This window comes from Shewanella goraebulensis (assembly GCF_030252245.1).
GTDB lineage: Bacteria > Pseudomonadota > Gammaproteobacteria > Enterobacterales > Shewanellaceae > Shewanella > Shewanella goraebulensis.
The window spans coordinates 2,974,757-2,989,679 of record NZ_CP126972.1; the positions used below are offsets into that span (position 1 = coordinate 2,974,757).

Sequence of the window (14,923 nt, forward strand, 5' to 3'; positions counted from 1 at the left end):
ACATCATTAATTAGCTACAAGGCACAATAACTTCTTCATCATCAACAAGAATCGTTGCTGCGCCTAAGCCTGCTGTTTTAGCAAATGTGGCTACTTGAGATTGCATTTCAACTGTGGCTCGAGCTGCCATGCCATCAGTTACACCGTCAATTTCATCAGGACTAACAATAGAACTGTGATGCCCTTTCGCAAATCTAACCACTCCAGAACCCGCGTTATTAGAGCTAACACAACCTAAACCTAAACCAGCAATCAACGGCTCAGTACCAGATAATGGAAAGCCTTCAACCTGATTTGGCAGCACTTGGTCAGGTAAATTACCTGCGCCATCACCCGCCACTTCAATTAAATGCACTGGTAATTGGGTGTCAGCTAACATCGCCGCATGGTTAATTGGGTCTGCTGAATCAACTGCGGTTTGCACAGCAAATGCAAATGTTGGAATAAATGCAGCATAAACTGATTCAACTAGCGCAGCATACTCAGGCGTACCTGGCTCATAACCTGCAACGTTTGCTTCCTCAACCAAAGCAATGAAATCAGCAGTTGCAGTCACAGTCTCAAATAATACTGGACCAAAAGTCGCAGAGCCGGCGAATGAACCCGCTAAGCCACCAGCTGGAGCAACTAACGATGCAGCATTAATAGCATATGCATTTGGCAATTCAGTGCCATCAGCAGGATTAGTTAAACCTGTTGAAGCATAAGTTGATAAAGTGGTACCAACGATACCACCTAAACTTAAGCCTTGAGCGCTGATTTTACTGATATCAAAAACTTGTTGACCACCAGCCTGCGCAATTTCACTGTACATGCCAGTTAATAGTAAACGTAAACCTAGATGATCAAGTGTGGCTTGACGGAAGTTATCACGTACAGTCAGTGTACTCGCCACATTCACAAAAACTAATGGGTTACCATTGGCATATTCAGGGCCAAATAACTCACTTGTAGCTGAAATATCATATACGCCGTTGCCTGTTGCATCATAAGAACGATCACCATGCAAAGGCATATCAATTGCAATAGTTGCTACGCCTAAAGCGGCATAGGTTCCTGCATAAGCAAGTGCCATTTGTTTAGTGCCACCTAAACCGTGCAGAGCCATTGTTGTTGGCCAACCATTTGTAGGTGGTGTAAAAGTTAACCCTTGAGATGCTTGAAACTCAGCTAATTTAGTCGCATTAGGAAGTGTAATTTGTACATTAACATCTTCATAATTCATAATAGCTGGTACAGGATTAAACTTAGTTAAATGTTTGGTGGGATCTGCAGCAGTGCCATCATCTAATAACCAAGTTTTACCCGCCATTAATGCAGGATTTTGCAACGCAGCAGCTGGATCAACACCTTGCGCCACAGCTTGTGAGCTAAAGTTAGCGACACTCATAGTACCTGCTTCAAGCGCCAGTAAAACTGACACAGGGCTATCACCGAGTGCAAACCAGCGGCCATTTGGTGCTGTAGGGGCACCATCAACAATTGGGATATTACAAGCTGAAGAAGAGCAATCACCGTATATCGGTAAACGAACAACGGCAGTATAAATTTCAGCAATATCAGAAACAACATAAGCTACACCATCAGCTTCTGTTAAACCTGCAGCTTGAGCAACAGTGACAACACCACCAAAACCATTATCCATCGGCATCGGAGTTTGAACAAAAGAAGGGGTATATCCTGGAGTTGAAGCCATCAAGAGTTTCGTTGTTTCATACACATCAGCTACAGACTGAGTGGTAAACAAACCAGAGTATGAAACTGTTTCAGCATCAACACCGTGTTCAGCAGCCATACCTTTCTCATAGCTGTTCACTAAACCTTGAAGTAAAAGCTGCTCATCAGTTTCAAGTGGCTTAGTATCAATATCTAATTTTAGTAGAGTATAAGTGCTTGAAGGCTCAATGGCACGACCAGCAGAATCTTGAATCAGATTAGTTGTTGCGTATATGTATGACTGATTCGGCTTCAATGCTTTTAGTGGAACGACAGCAATGGTATTACCTGAAGCTTGTGCGATGAAATCAACCCCAAATTGAAGTTCTTCGCCAATCTTACAAGCTGAAAGCGATAACTCATCACTACATTCTGGATCGGTTGATAACGCTCCGCCTACTGTTGCTTCAAATAAACGCACAGCGCCTGCTTGGAAAACAGATGCGGCGTCTAGCGTTAGCATCTCGCCTGAATTATCAGTAGCAAGATCAACTGTAATTGATATTGGCGAAGAAGTTGACCAACCATCCAGTGCGCCTAGTGCTAATGTAGGGTCAACATAGTCAACACCATCTTCACCCGGTATAGCTAACGTACCATCTGTGGTTCCGTTAAATAAAAGGTCATTTGGCAGTGGTACATCACCAGCAGCAGGGTCGAAGACCACTTGAGAGAATGGAATGAGTGGCTCCACAGAATCTTTTGCTTCATTTGTACTATCTTCACTACAGCCGCTAAGCCCAAGAGCAGATGCAATAGCAACACCCAATATGAGTCTTTTCATCTTTTTTCCCCAAATCTTGTTGTAATAATTTTAATTTCCCCAAAAATTGGTCACAATAGCGTAAACGCATGACCATAAGGACATATTTTTGTCCTTAACTCATCTCAAGTTAACGTAAAAGCATTGAGTTAGCTACATATTTGTTACATGCAAAAGTACTACACGTTAACATTTATCAGTCATTTGTTTTAAACGATCGTTTATCTTTTGTTCGAATCTAGATTTGACGTGCTTTTGCTGCCCAAGGAAAAAATGAACCATGTTGGAATATCAAGCTAAAAAAGATTTATTAAATAATAAAACCATTCTTGTTACTGGCGCAGGTGCAGGCATTGGCCGCGTAGCAGCAATTAATTTTGCAAAACATGGCGCTACAGTGATTTTATTAGGTAAAACAGTTAAAAAACTAGAAGCGGTTTACGATGAAATAGAACAAGCTGGTTACCCAAAGCCAGCCATAGTGCCTTTAGATTTAAAAGGTGCTACTGAGCAAAATTATAAAGATATGGCAGATACTATTGCTGAACAATTTGGCCACTTAGACGGTGTTTTACATAACGCCAGTTTATTAGGTGCGCTTGGGCCATTTGAACACATTGATTTAGAATCACTTGAAGATGTAATGAAAATTAATGTTACTGCACAAGTTATTCTCACAAAAGCTTTACTACCTATTATGCGCGCTGCACCTTCTTCATCGTTAATCTTTACTTCAAGTAGTGTTGGCAGACAAGGGCGTGCTTATTGGGGCCCTTATGCTTTCTCTAAATTCGCCACAGAAGGCATGATGCAAGTGTTAGCTCACGAGTGTGAAGGTACCAGCGTTCGCGTAAATAGCGTCAACCCTGGTGCAACTCGTACAGAAATGCGTGCAAAAGCCTATCCAGGTGAAGATCCTGCCACGCTGAAAACGGCAGAAGAAATTATGCCTACATACCTTTACCTGATGGGTGATGAAGCCCTTGAGGTTAATGGTCAGCAATTTAACGCACAATAGCTATTGAGCAATACTGTAAAATAAAAAGGAGCCAATGGCTCCTTTTTATTTTAAGCATTGTTGAAACACAAGCTTAATAAACAACTCAATTTAGTTCCTATTATTAAAAACTAATTTGTTTTGCGTTTTGTTCTATCAGCTTGTCCCCTACCCCTGATACTTGACTAAGTTGCTCCAGGTTTTTGAACTTGCCATTCTTGGCTCGATATTCAACAATCGCTTTCGCCTTGGATTCTCCAATACCTTTTAATTGCTGTAATTCAGTCGCACTGGCTTTATTGATATTTACTATAGCTTGTTTAGTATCTTGAACTGCTTTAGAGGGTACTTGAGTATGCTTTGCATCAGTTGTTGAAACCTGTTTGGCTTCGCTAGAATTTGAAATAGCGACAGATAAAGCACAGGCGCACATTACGCCCATTAGAAATGGATGTTTCATTGTTAACTCCTTTAAGTCCAATTTAAAACCGATCTGCTTCCCTATCCTTGATCGGCTGATTAAGTTATTTCCGAACGCTAAGATTAACCCAGCAAAATAACTATCATAAAACTGTAGTCAACAATTTAAATAGTTCAAATTTTAACCTAAAACTTTTCTTGTTCAGTGTTATTTGCTTGCTTAGCTTTGCTCTTGTGCATCATTGAGGCTGAGAATGCTTTTAACTCAGTTAATAGTTGTTGATGTATCTGTCCAAGTTTAGGGCGGTTTTGTTCTTTAAAACTTAATGGTCGACACAAGCCCATCGCTTGATAACCTAACCTTGCAGTCAGTAAACCTCCACCTAAGCCTTGAGCTAACCTTGCAGATAATTTCCCCGTCATTTCAACGGATAACAGTTGGGTGCCCAAATCTGTAACGACCTCAGTGGTGCCTGCATAAACAATATTAACAACAATACTTTTAATCAGTTTAATTCGGCTCCAATAACCAAGCTCAATACCATAAACTTCTGCAATGGCATTAATCATTCGTTGATTACGCCACAAGATAATCGCCATATCTAAGACTGCTAACGGGCTGGCAGCAAGCAATAAAGCTGATTCTGCGGCATATCGACTGACAATTTGTTTCGCTTTTTCATCTTGCTCGCTTACAACTAAATCATCAAATAACAGCACCATTTCTGCATCATTATGCTCGCTAGTATTAATCGCAACATATTGCTGCTTGCCTTTACTATCAGGGTAATATGCCATTAAACAGGCGATAAATTTCTCTGCTTCACCACGTTGCATACTCTGTGACAGGCGCTCACCGGTCACTTGGGTATCAGCTACATGCTTTAATCGAACTAATTTACGCCACTCAACCAGAGTCACAGAAGACACCCATGCCACAACAATCGAAGTTACTGTTGCATAGAAGCCGAATAACCATGGGCTTTGAAGAAATGCTGCATGTAAACCTAATAGGGTTTGTACAACTACGGCGAGAGTGATGCCCACCAAAGAGAGTTTAGCCAGAACAGACCAACTCTTAGATGTATTTCGTGTTTCACTAGCATTAACATCTGGTGCTATTTCAGCTAAAGCACTTTCGCAAATAAATTCAACTTCAGCAAAAGTTCGCCCCGCTTTTACTTGCAGTTCCTCTTCAACTTCAGACTCAAATACTTGTTGTTGTTTCAATTCAGTTTGCTTAAGTGAGCTGTCAGCGTTTGAGTTGGTCTTATTTGATTGATTCATTACTGTAATTTGTCCCCAAGTAAAAATTGCAGCAAGTGATCTAATCGAATATGTTCAAATTGCGGATCAGAAGTTGCTGTATTCGGTAATTTTGGAGGATTAAACGAAACAAAATTGAATCCCTGCTTTAGCCAAAATTCATTTTCAGGTAATGATTGTGGTACTTCACCAGGGAAAATGGTTAGCATATTTTGATTTTCATCTATGCCTCTTACCACTTCTTGCTCGCCCGTTGAGGTGTTTACCAAACCGTGTTGGGTCGCTTTGATGGCACTAATGGCCATAGTCTCAACTTCGCAACCTTCATAATTAGCAAAATGCTGGCTGTGTTTGAGCATATCGGTAAGTAAACTTAATACATGACTTTGCTGATCACGGGTGACCCTGTCGACTTTACTGGCAGCAAATAATAATTTATCAATTTTAGGTGAGAACAAACGCTTTAACAGGCTAGATTGCCCAAAATGGAAACTTTCAACAATGCTATTTAATGCATTGCCCATATCTTCAAATTGTTCTTTACCATTATTTAAGCCATTGAAGCAGTCCACCAGCACTAACTGTCGATCAAAGCTAGCAAAATAGTCACGATAAAAAGGCTTTACAACGACAGAGACATATTCTTGATAGCGCTTTTTCAATACTTGGAAATAGCTATCTTCAGCAGATGATTCAAGTTCGGCAAGCTGCTCTACGGTTAAATTCACCAAAGGGAAAAAAGCCAATAAAGGCGTATCAGCAAACTCCCCAGGCAATAACATTCGCCCAGGTTGAGCTAAGTAAAAGCCTTGAACATTAACTAAATCGACTAATAGCTCTTGATATAAGTCAGCCACTTGCTTAAGTTTATGTTCATCTGCGGTCTCAGCAAAATCAAGTTGATTAATAGCGTGTTCAAAAGCGGAGTAACATGCTGAATGACGTAATCGCTTTTTAACCTCAATTTGACCTGTCACCCATTCGGTATAACTTTGCTTAAGCATGGGTAAATCTAATAACCACTCACCTGGGTAATCGACGATATCAACATACAATGTGGCAGTATCAGATATTTTTGCCAATATGCCCTTTCTTGGACGATATTTTATTGCTAAACGAAGTTCTGAAATATTTCGTGTAGACGCAGGCCAACTTGCTGGCGATGAGGTTAAAGCATTCATTCCGCCTTGGTAATCAAAACTGGCTATCGCTAAATCAGGCTGCATAGCACGTTTAATACCGATAAGACGGTTATCTCGGGAAACTTGCCACAAAGGTAGAGGGTTTTGCTTGATGTTGCTGCCAGCATGGAGCATTTGATTAACGAGTCCTGTGATGAAAGCTGTTTTGCCCGCTCCAGATAACCCTGTCACCGCTAAACGTACATGCCTGTCGGTACTTCGATTGACTAACTGATGGGTTTTTTTGGATATTTTACTTATAGAGCGATCAATAAAACTCATAATTTATCTCAAGTCATCATTAAATCCCTGCTACTTACCGTTTTCTAACTTTACGAATAAGTGGAGGAAATTACGTAAGAGTTTGGGCAACATTTATTACTATAACATTTTGGCAAGAAAGGAAAAACTCAAGGGCGGAATACCGCCCATTGGATTTAGCCGCTCTTATTAGAGCGAGGTAACGCAGGTGTTGTCATTTAAAATGATTATTAATCTTTATAGATTATTAATTTCATGCTTTAAATCAAAATTATCTGAAGTCACATGACGCTCTAAACGTTGCAATCTAATTTCAAGTGCATAGAACTGACTGTTAACTTCATGTAGTGCACGTTTTGCTGGCTCTCCAGCCTGCCACACTTTCTTCTTTACCTCGATATCCTTATGGTGCTGTTTCGAACTATCATCAACAGGTTGACTGTCCAAGATAACCCACAAGGCGATATAGATAATTAAAATGGGCCCTGAACCACCCACTAAAAAGATTGATACCGCAATGACACGCACTAGCCAAGTTTCAAAATTAAAGTAATCGGCAATCCCTGCACATACTCCTGAAATCTTACCTGCTTGGGGGATTCGGTATAATGTACGACCGTTAGCCTTGCTCATGTTTTCCCCTCCACTCTGGTGCTTCCGTGTCTAAGATAGCTTCCAATGTTTCAATTCGATTTCCCATTTTTTCTGCTTGGGCAATCAATTCGTTAAGTTGCGTAAACTCTGCCTCAGTGAGCCCCTGGCTCACTTGTCGCTTACTGCGATAATGAAGAACCAACCAGATAGGCGCCACAATCAGTAGAAAAATAATAATTGGGGCAATAAGAAGATCCATATCCATAACTCACCTCTGAAAAAAGTTTACTTGTTTGTTTTAGTTTGCGATTTTGGAGCTGATTTCGCTTTTACTTTCGCTTTTAATGCTTCTAACTCTTCATTTACTGAATCTTCAGCTTCTAATGCTGCAAACTCATCTGCAAGATTATTTTTCTTACCGATATCGTATGCTTCTACTTGTGATTCTAAGCCTTCAACGCGGCGTTCATAGTTCTCGAACTTGACCATTGCGTCATCAATTTTGCTAGAGTCTAACTGTTTTTTCACTTCTAAGCGTGAAGTCGCAGTTTGCTTACGCATAATGATTGTTTTTTGGCGTGCTCTTGCATCATTAAGCTTTTCTTGAAGTTGTTCAACTTCTTGCTTAAGGCGAGCAATATGATCTTCAACAACTTGCAGTTCCATTTCTAGGGTTTCTAGCACTGTCACTGTTTTTTGCTTCTCAACCAAGGCCGCTTTGGCTAAATCTTCTCTATCTTTCGATAAAGCCAATTCTGCTTTTGCTTGCCAATCGATAACTTGTTCTTGTACTCGGCTAATACGACGAAGTAATTCTTTCTTTTCTGCTAAAACTTTTGCAGAAGTTGAACGAACCTCAACTAGCGTATCTTCCATTTCCTGAATAATCAGACGAACCATTTTTTCTGGATCTTCAGCCTTATCTAGTAAAGCACTGATGTTAGAATTAATGATATCTGCAAAGCGTGAGAAGATTCCCATAATGTGTCCCTCAAATATTTTGTTAATGTCGAATATTACCATTCACAAGGCGTGCCAACTTTACATAAACAATAATTATCAACAAGTTAACCAAATTATTAACTTTTTCTTTATTTTAAAGCGCTAGCCAACTATTATGATTTTCACCACTTGTTAGCGTAATAGACTAAAAATTACAGTGACTAGACAATTTGAGCAAGACAATCTTATCGGACAATCCAATGCTTTATTAGAAGTATTGGAACATGTTTCTAAAGTTGCCCCACTTTCTAAGCCGGTTTTAATCATCGGTGAACGTGGTACAGGTAAAGAACTTATCGCAGAACGACTACATTTTCTATCCGCACGTTGGGATCAGGAGTTTATTAAGCTCAATTGTTCTTCATTAAGTGAGTCTTTACTTGAAAGCGAATTATTCGGCCACGAGTCTGGTGCATTCACCGGAGCGAAAGGAAAACATGAAGGCCGCTTTGAACGTGCTGATGACGGTACGCTTTTTTTAGATGAGCTCGCTAATACCTCTGGTCTTATTCAAGAAAAACTATTACGGGTTATCGAATACGGTGAATTTGAACGTGTCGGTGGCAGTAAAACGGTACAAACTAACGTCCGCTTAGTCTGCGCAGCCAATGAAGATTTACCATCACTTGCTGAAAATGGCGAGTTTCGCGCTGATTTACTGGATAGACTGGCATTTGATGTTATTACATTACCACCACTTAGATGTAGAACAGAAGACATCATGCCATTGGCTGAGTACTTTGCCATTAGCATGGCAAGACAACTCAACTTAGAATATTTCGGTGGTTTTAGCCCTGTCGCAATTGAACAATTAATGTCTCATCGCTGGCCAGGAAATATTCGTGAACTTAAAAACGTGGTTGAGCGAAGCGTGTATCGCCGCGGCTCCGATGGTGATGAAATTGACCATATTATTCTTGATCCATTTGCGTCACCTTATCGCCCCACAAGTCGCGTAAAAACACGAGAACGCCAACAGGCTCCAGTAAATACTGCTGCAGACACTTCCGTTACTGCTTCAGGTGAAAAAGACAGTACTGATGAAGTTCAAGAAGCATCAAGGTCTCAACTTAACGCACAGTTTAGCTTCCCGATTAATTTTAAAGATCATACTGAAAACTATGAAGTCGAATTGCTCAAAAAAGCATTAGCTGAAAGTCAATATAACCAAAAGAAAACGGCTGAGTTACTTGGATTAAGCTATCACCAACTACGTGGCATTTTGAAAAAGTACAACTTATTGGAGAAGGCTTAAGATGATATTTGCTCCTAAGTTATTAACACTGCTAAAATAGTCGTTTACAGCCTAAAAATTAAATGATGAAAAAATGCGTGTGAAGAGAGAACGCTGGAATCCCTTAGCATTACTCTGCTTACTATCTTTTTTAGTAACAGCTTGTGGTGAGTTAAATGTCCCGTCTGGGATTGTTTATTGCTCTGAAGGTAATCCAGAAACCTTTAACCCGCAATTGGTTACATCAGGCACCACCATTGATGCTAGTTCAAACCAGCTATATAACCGTCTAATCGACTATAACGATGACTCTTCAGACTACATTGCTTCACTTGCAACCGAGTGGGATGTATCTGATGATGGGCTAAGCTATCGCTTCAAATTACGTGAAGGCGTACAATTCCAATACAGCAATTTATTTAGCCCATCGCGAGCTTTCAATGCTGATGATGTGATCTTTTCTTTTAAACGCATTATTGATATTAATCATCCTTATCATTTAATCAGCCGTACTGGTTATCCTTTTTTTCAAAGTATCGACTTTTCAAACTTAGTCGCCGATATCGAAAGAGTAAATGATCATGAAGTCATCTTTCACCTCACCCATAAAGATGCCTCTTTTTTATCTAATCTCGCCACGGATTTTGCGGTTATTTTATCTGCAGAATATGCCAAGCAACAGCTGGCTGCTGGAACACCGGAAAATGTTGATTTTTTTGCTATCGGTACCGGTCCATTTTATTTAGCAGAGTATGTTAAAAATGAATACATACGCTTTAAACGAAACCCTTATTATTGGGGAGAACAAGCGAAAATTGATTTATTAGTCTATGATATAACACGTAAAAGTGAAGCAAGATTGGCTAAAATCATTACCCGAGACTGTCAAGTTTCGGCTTTGCCTAAAGCTAATGAACTTAAAGTGATTAAAAAACATAAGCACCTTGAGTTACGTAAAAAACCAGGATTAAACGTAGCCTTTTGGGCTTTCAATACCCAAAAACCTCCTTTAGATGATGCTAGGGTGCGCCACGCTTTAGCTCACGCCGTTGATAAACAAAATATTCTTGATGTGGTCTACCACGATACCGCCGTCGCTGCATCGGGAATGTTACCGCCAGCATCTTGGGCCTACTCTGAAACAGAAGATGCAAATCATTATGATCCAGAAGAGGCAAAACGCTTGTTAAAAGAAGCAGGTGTGTCGGATTTATCTTTTGATATTTGGGCAATGCCAGTGGTCAGAATTTACAACCCAAATGCGCTTAAAACAGCAGAACTTATTCAAGCAGATTTGGCCAATATTGGCGTCACCGTTAATATCGTCAGTTACGATTGGAGTGTATTCACCCAAAAGCTTATTTCAAGTGATTATGATTCAGTATTAATTGGTTGGAACGCAGATAATACCGACCCTGATAACTTTTTTACACCGTTACTGAGCTGCAGTGCACTTGAGTCAAATAATAATCGCTCTCGATGGTGTTCAAGCAAGTTAGACTCTATTCTAGCTCAAGCAAAAGAAACCCTTTCTAAGCCCGAGCGCAAAGCACTTTATAAGCAAGCAGAAAAGATTATTCATGAGCAAGTGCCACTGGTTAATATTGCACACGCTCAAAAATTACTGTTAAAAAATACCGATATCAATATCAAAAATGTCAATCCCTATGGCGGAATGTCTTTTTCCAGCGTTGAACTAAAAAAAGAGGAGGTTCAACCCTAATGTGGCGCTATTTTTTAAGACGAATCAATCTCTTTTTTGCAACCTCTTTAGTGATGATTGCCGTGTTGTTTTTTGCAACAGGCATGTTTCCTGTTGACAAAGGCTATGCGTTATCTGGCATACAATTTCCTACTGCTGAGCAACAAGCTCAAACGATTGAAGACTATCAATTAGAAGGCAATCAACTGAGTCAATTCGTGGCTTATGTCACCCAGCGATTATCAGGTAATCTAGGGATTTCAGTTAACTCCCAGCAAAGCGTAGCAGATGAGCTTAGCGCAGTGCTTCCCGCCTCTTTTGAACTGTCATTGTTTGCAGGATGTCTTGCGGTATTTTTTGGCGTACCTTTAGGTGTTTTGGCTTCTCTTAGCAAAAGTAAATCAGTGCAGCGCAGCATTTTAGCCATTACCTTAACCGGTTATTCTATACCGGTTTTCTGGCTAGGTTTAACCCTTACCCTTTGGTTTGGTGTGCAACTTGAGTGGCTGCCTATTTCTGGCCAGATTAACCTGTTATACGAAATAGAACCCGTTACTCGCTTCATGTTGATTGATACTTTGCTGTCGGAAGAAACCTACAGGATGTCAGCTTTTAAGGATGCTTTGCTGCATATTATTTTGCCAGCGGTGACTTTGGCTGTACTGCCTTTTACAGTAGTTATCCGCATTACCCGTCAAGCAATGATGACTGTGATGACTCAAACTTACATTCGCGCAGCCGAGGCTCGTGGCTTGAATACATATCGAATTCTTCTTAGACATGCCTTACCAAATGCGCTTATCCCAGTACTAAAAGCTTTTGGGTTGATGCTAGGTTCATTTGCAAGTTACGGTATTGTCGTTGAAGTTATCTTTGCTTGGCCTGGTGTGGGCTCATGGCTTATTAATGGCATATATCAACGAGATTACACTGTTATCCAAGCGGGTATATTGTCGGTTTCATTATTGATTATCTTTTTGAGTATCGTGATTGAATTAGTGCATACCACTATTAACCCAATTAATAGGAAAGAGTTGTATGCCAATTAAAAAACTCTACCAAGAAGAACAAATAGACTCGCCACTTGGGCATTTATGGCATGCTTTTGCCAGCAACCCTTTTGCTGTAGCTGGTTTATGGGCGGTGATATTTCTATTACTGTTAGTTGTTTTCGGGCCATTGCTCGCACCTTTCCAACCAGAAACACAAAATCCTAATGCTATTTTACTGCCACCATCATGGGATGCAGCAGGTCATGTTTCTCACTTTTTAGGCACAGACGATTTAGGCCGTGACTTATTTAGTCGTATTCTTCACGGTGTAAGGCTTACTTTTGGTATGTCGCTGATTGTCGTCATCTGTGCACTAGTGGTGGGGTTTATTATTGGCTCACTTTCAGGAATGATGCGTGGATTAAAGTCGAGTATTTTAGGCCATTTATTAGATGCTTTGTTGTCAATTCCATCCCTTCTGTTAGCGATTTTAGTGGTAGCAGTGACAGGCCCAGGCCTCACCAACGTGTTTTGGGCTGTGGGCATTGCCTTAACGCCACAATTTGTTCGCGCAATTCACCAAGCTGTCCATGAAGAATTACAAAAAGAGTATGTCACCGCAGCTAAACTCGATGGCGCTAGCCAAGTACAAATTTTCTGGTATGTCATTATGCCTAATGTGTGGGATGTGGTGATTATTCAAACCACCATTGCAATTTCTGTGGCTATCTTAGATATTGCAGCACTTGGATTTTTAAATTTAGGCGCGCAGGCGCCTAGCTCTGAATGGGGCTCAATGATTTTCCAAGGGCTAAGTAGCTTACTTATCGCACCGTGGACCATCACCATCCCTGGGCTTGCTATTTTATTTACGGTTTTATCCATCAACTTGGTGGGTGACGGATTACGCTCGGCGCTAGCGCCGATAAGAAATTAACTTATGCCATTACTTGATATAAGAAACCTCACTATTGAGCTTGAGACTCCTCAAGGGACGGTAAAAGTGCTTGAAAAAGTCAGCTTAACCATTAATCCCGGAGAAGTGCATGGGTTAGTGGGAGAGTCGGGCTCAGGCCGTAGTTTGTTAGCTAAAGCCGTACTTGGGGTGTTAGGTCCAAACTGGAATATCATTGCTGATCGGATGATGTGGGATGGCAAAAACCTGCTAGAAATGACGTCCAAACAGCGCCGTAATTTAATGGGCACTGACATGACGATGATATTTCAAGATCCTTCTGGCAGCTTAGATCCCGTTAAAACTATTGGTAGTCAACTAATTGAGTCATTAACGCCAAATAAATCTGTTCCTTTTTGGCGTAGATCTAAAGATACCAATTTAACCGCGCAAAAATGGTTACATAAAGTGGGTATTAAACAACCTAAAGCCATCATGAAAAGCTACCCTTGGGAATTATCTGAAGGCGAGTGCCAAAAAGTGATGATTGCCATGGCAGTAGCAAATCACCCGAGATTGTTAATTGCCGATGAGCCAACCAACTCAATGGAGCTTAGTACTCAAGCGCAAATATTTAGGCTCTTGTCACAGCTTAACCAATTACAAAACGTGTCTATTTTACTGGTAAGTCATGAACTAGAGACATTAGTAAAATGGTGTGACCGCATTAGTATTTTATACAGTGGCCAAATTATGGAGTCGGGACCGGTAAGTGAATTGCTTAAAAATCCGTATCATCCATATACCAAAGCCTTATTTAAAAACTTGCCAGAGCACACAGGTAAAATGCGTCATAAGTCATATTTGCCATCATTACAGGGTTCATCACCTTCCTTACAGCACTTACCTGCTGGTTGCCGTTTAGGCCCACGTTGCCCTGATGCGCAAAGACAATGCGTTATACAGCCCAATTTAGCTCATGAGAAAGATCGCTATTTTGCTTGCCATTTCCCATATAACAATGAGATTGAAGATGACAACGCCATTACTTAACGTTACCGATCTCAGTAAGCGATATTTTATTGGTTATAAACGCTTTAAAGCTCAATATAACCAAGCGCTCTCCCCTGTTTCATTTGAACTTGAACGAGGTCAAACATTAGCGATTGTAGGTCAAGTGAGTTCAGGTAAAAGCACCTTAGCAAGAATGCTTGTCGGCGCAGAACCACGTACGACCGGTACTATCGAGTTTGAAGGTGAAGCGCTAGAGGCTCGTAACTTAAAGCAGCGTTGTCGCTTAATACGGATGATTTTTCAAGACCCGAATACATCGCTCAATCCAAGATTAACCATTGGTGAGTTATTAGAAGAACCTTTGCGATTTAATACAGATATGGCAAGCCATGAGCGAAAAGCTCAAGTGACCGAGACTCTGCGTAAAGTGGGCTTACTGCCAGAACATGCCAATTTCTATCCGCATATGGTGTCAGAGGGCCAAAAGCAAAGAGTTGCAGTAGCACGAGCTTTAATGCTAAACCCGAAAATTATCATTGCCGATGAAGCGCTAACATCGTTAGATTTATCAGTTCGGTCTCAAATTCTTAATTTGTTGCTCAAGCTACAGAAAGAAATGGGGCTTTCTTATATCTTTGTGACCCACAATCTAAACGTGGTTCGACACTTCAGTGACAAAGTCATGGTGCTTAATAAAGGGATCATGGTTGAGAAAAGTACCACTGAAGAATTATTTGAAAACCCACAACATGAATACACGCGCAGACTGATTGCAGAGCAAACTCAGCTCACTGCAAAACGCTAAACTGCTCCAACCACTGAGTTAAATGGCCACTTTTTACAAAAATGAGTGCCATTTCGGCTGCTAACTATTTATCCTATGGCC

At 40.6% G+C, this 14,923-nt stretch carries 14 protein-coding genes; 7 read left to right on the forward strand and 7 right to left on the reverse strand.

Annotated features, from left to right (window positions below):
* Positions 1-10: 10 nt before the first annotated feature.
* On the reverse strand, positions 11-2,500 hold the full coding sequence (locus QPX86_RS12485) for a VolA/Pla-1 family phospholipase (RefSeq protein WP_220755355.1): 2,490 nt from the start codon (positions 2,498-2,500) through the stop codon (positions 11-13).
* Positions 2,501-2,759: 259 nt separating this feature from the next.
* On the opposite strand from QPX86_RS12485, the gene QPX86_RS12490 reads away from it, so the two are divergent.
* The gene (locus QPX86_RS12490; protein WP_220755356.1) at positions 2,760-3,497 is read left to right on the forward strand and encodes a YciK family oxidoreductase; all 738 of its coding nucleotides are present in this window, start codon (positions 2,760-2,762) and stop codon (positions 3,495-3,497) included.
* Between the two features lie 103 nt (positions 3,498-3,600).
* On the opposite strand, the gene QPX86_RS12495 is transcribed toward QPX86_RS12490, so the two are convergent.
* The 6 genes from QPX86_RS12495 to pspA form a co-directional block, all read right to left on the reverse strand.
* Positions 3,601-3,936 (reverse strand): ComEA family DNA-binding protein, encoded by a 336-nt coding sequence (locus QPX86_RS12495; RefSeq protein ID WP_220755357.1) that lies wholly within the window; start codon positions 3,934-3,936, stop codon positions 3,601-3,603.
* A 146-nt stretch (positions 3,937-4,082) separates the two neighbouring features.
* Positions 4,083-5,183: a TIGR01620 family protein gene (locus QPX86_RS12500; protein WP_220755358.1), complete on the reverse strand. Its 1,101-nt coding sequence runs from the start codon at positions 5,181-5,183 to the stop codon at positions 4,083-4,085.
* On the reverse strand, positions 5,183-6,625 hold the full coding sequence (locus QPX86_RS12505; RefSeq protein ID WP_220755359.1) for a YcjX family GTP-binding protein: 1,443 nt from the start codon (positions 6,623-6,625) through the stop codon (positions 5,183-5,185). The genes QPX86_RS12500 and QPX86_RS12505 overlap by 1 nt, the downstream gene beginning before the upstream one ends.
* 216 nt (positions 6,626-6,841) lie before the next feature.
* On the reverse strand, positions 6,842-7,237 hold the full coding sequence (gene pspC / locus QPX86_RS12510) for an envelope stress response membrane protein PspC (RefSeq protein ID WP_220755360.1): 396 nt from the start codon (positions 7,235-7,237) through the stop codon (positions 6,842-6,844).
* Positions 7,224-7,463, reverse strand: coding sequence for an envelope stress response membrane protein PspB (gene pspB, locus QPX86_RS12515; RefSeq protein ID WP_220755361.1), 240 nt, complete (start codon positions 7,461-7,463; stop codon positions 7,224-7,226). Before pspB ends, pspC begins: the two co-directional genes overlap by 14 nt.
* A gap of 20 nt (positions 7,464-7,483) precedes the next feature.
* The gene (pspA, locus tag QPX86_RS12520; protein WP_220755362.1) at positions 7,484-8,179 is read right to left on the reverse strand and encodes a phage shock protein PspA; all 696 of its coding nucleotides are present in this window, start codon (positions 8,177-8,179) and stop codon (positions 7,484-7,486) included.
* A 178-nt stretch (positions 8,180-8,357) separates the two neighbouring features.
* Between pspA and pspF the strand changes: the two genes are divergently transcribed.
* From pspF to QPX86_RS12550, 6 genes are all read left to right on the forward strand, one after another.
* Positions 8,358-9,455 carry a phage shock protein operon transcriptional activator gene (gene pspF, locus QPX86_RS12525; protein ID WP_220755363.1) on the forward strand — a complete coding sequence of 366 codons (1,098 nt, stop codon included), beginning with the start codon at positions 8,358-8,360 and terminating at the stop codon, positions 9,453-9,455.
* Between the two features lie 73 nt (positions 9,456-9,528).
* Positions 9,529-11,157: an ABC transporter substrate-binding protein gene (locus QPX86_RS12530; protein WP_285162898.1), complete on the forward strand. Its 1,629-nt coding sequence runs from the start codon at positions 9,529-9,531 to the stop codon at positions 11,155-11,157.
* Entirely contained in the window at positions 11,157-12,185 is a 1,029-nt protein-coding gene (locus tag QPX86_RS12535) for an ABC transporter permease (RefSeq protein WP_285162899.1), read from the forward strand. Before QPX86_RS12530 ends, QPX86_RS12535 begins: the two co-directional genes overlap by 1 nt.
* Positions 12,175-13,065, forward strand: a complete 891-nt coding sequence (locus tag QPX86_RS12540; RefSeq protein WP_285162900.1) for an ABC transporter permease subunit — start codon at positions 12,175-12,177, stop codon at positions 13,063-13,065. Before QPX86_RS12535 ends, QPX86_RS12540 begins: the two co-directional genes overlap by 11 nt.
* 3 nt (positions 13,066-13,068) lie before the next feature.
* Complete coding sequence (locus QPX86_RS12545; RefSeq protein WP_220755367.1) at positions 13,069-14,076, forward strand: oligopeptide/dipeptide ABC transporter ATP-binding protein; 1,008 nt, start codon at positions 13,069-13,071, stop codon at positions 14,074-14,076.
* Positions 14,057-14,842: a peptide ABC transporter ATP-binding protein gene (locus QPX86_RS12550; RefSeq protein WP_220755368.1), complete on the forward strand. Its 786-nt coding sequence runs from the start codon at positions 14,057-14,059 to the stop codon at positions 14,840-14,842. Before QPX86_RS12545 ends, QPX86_RS12550 begins: the two co-directional genes overlap by 20 nt.
* Positions 14,843-14,923: the final 81 nt, after the last annotated feature.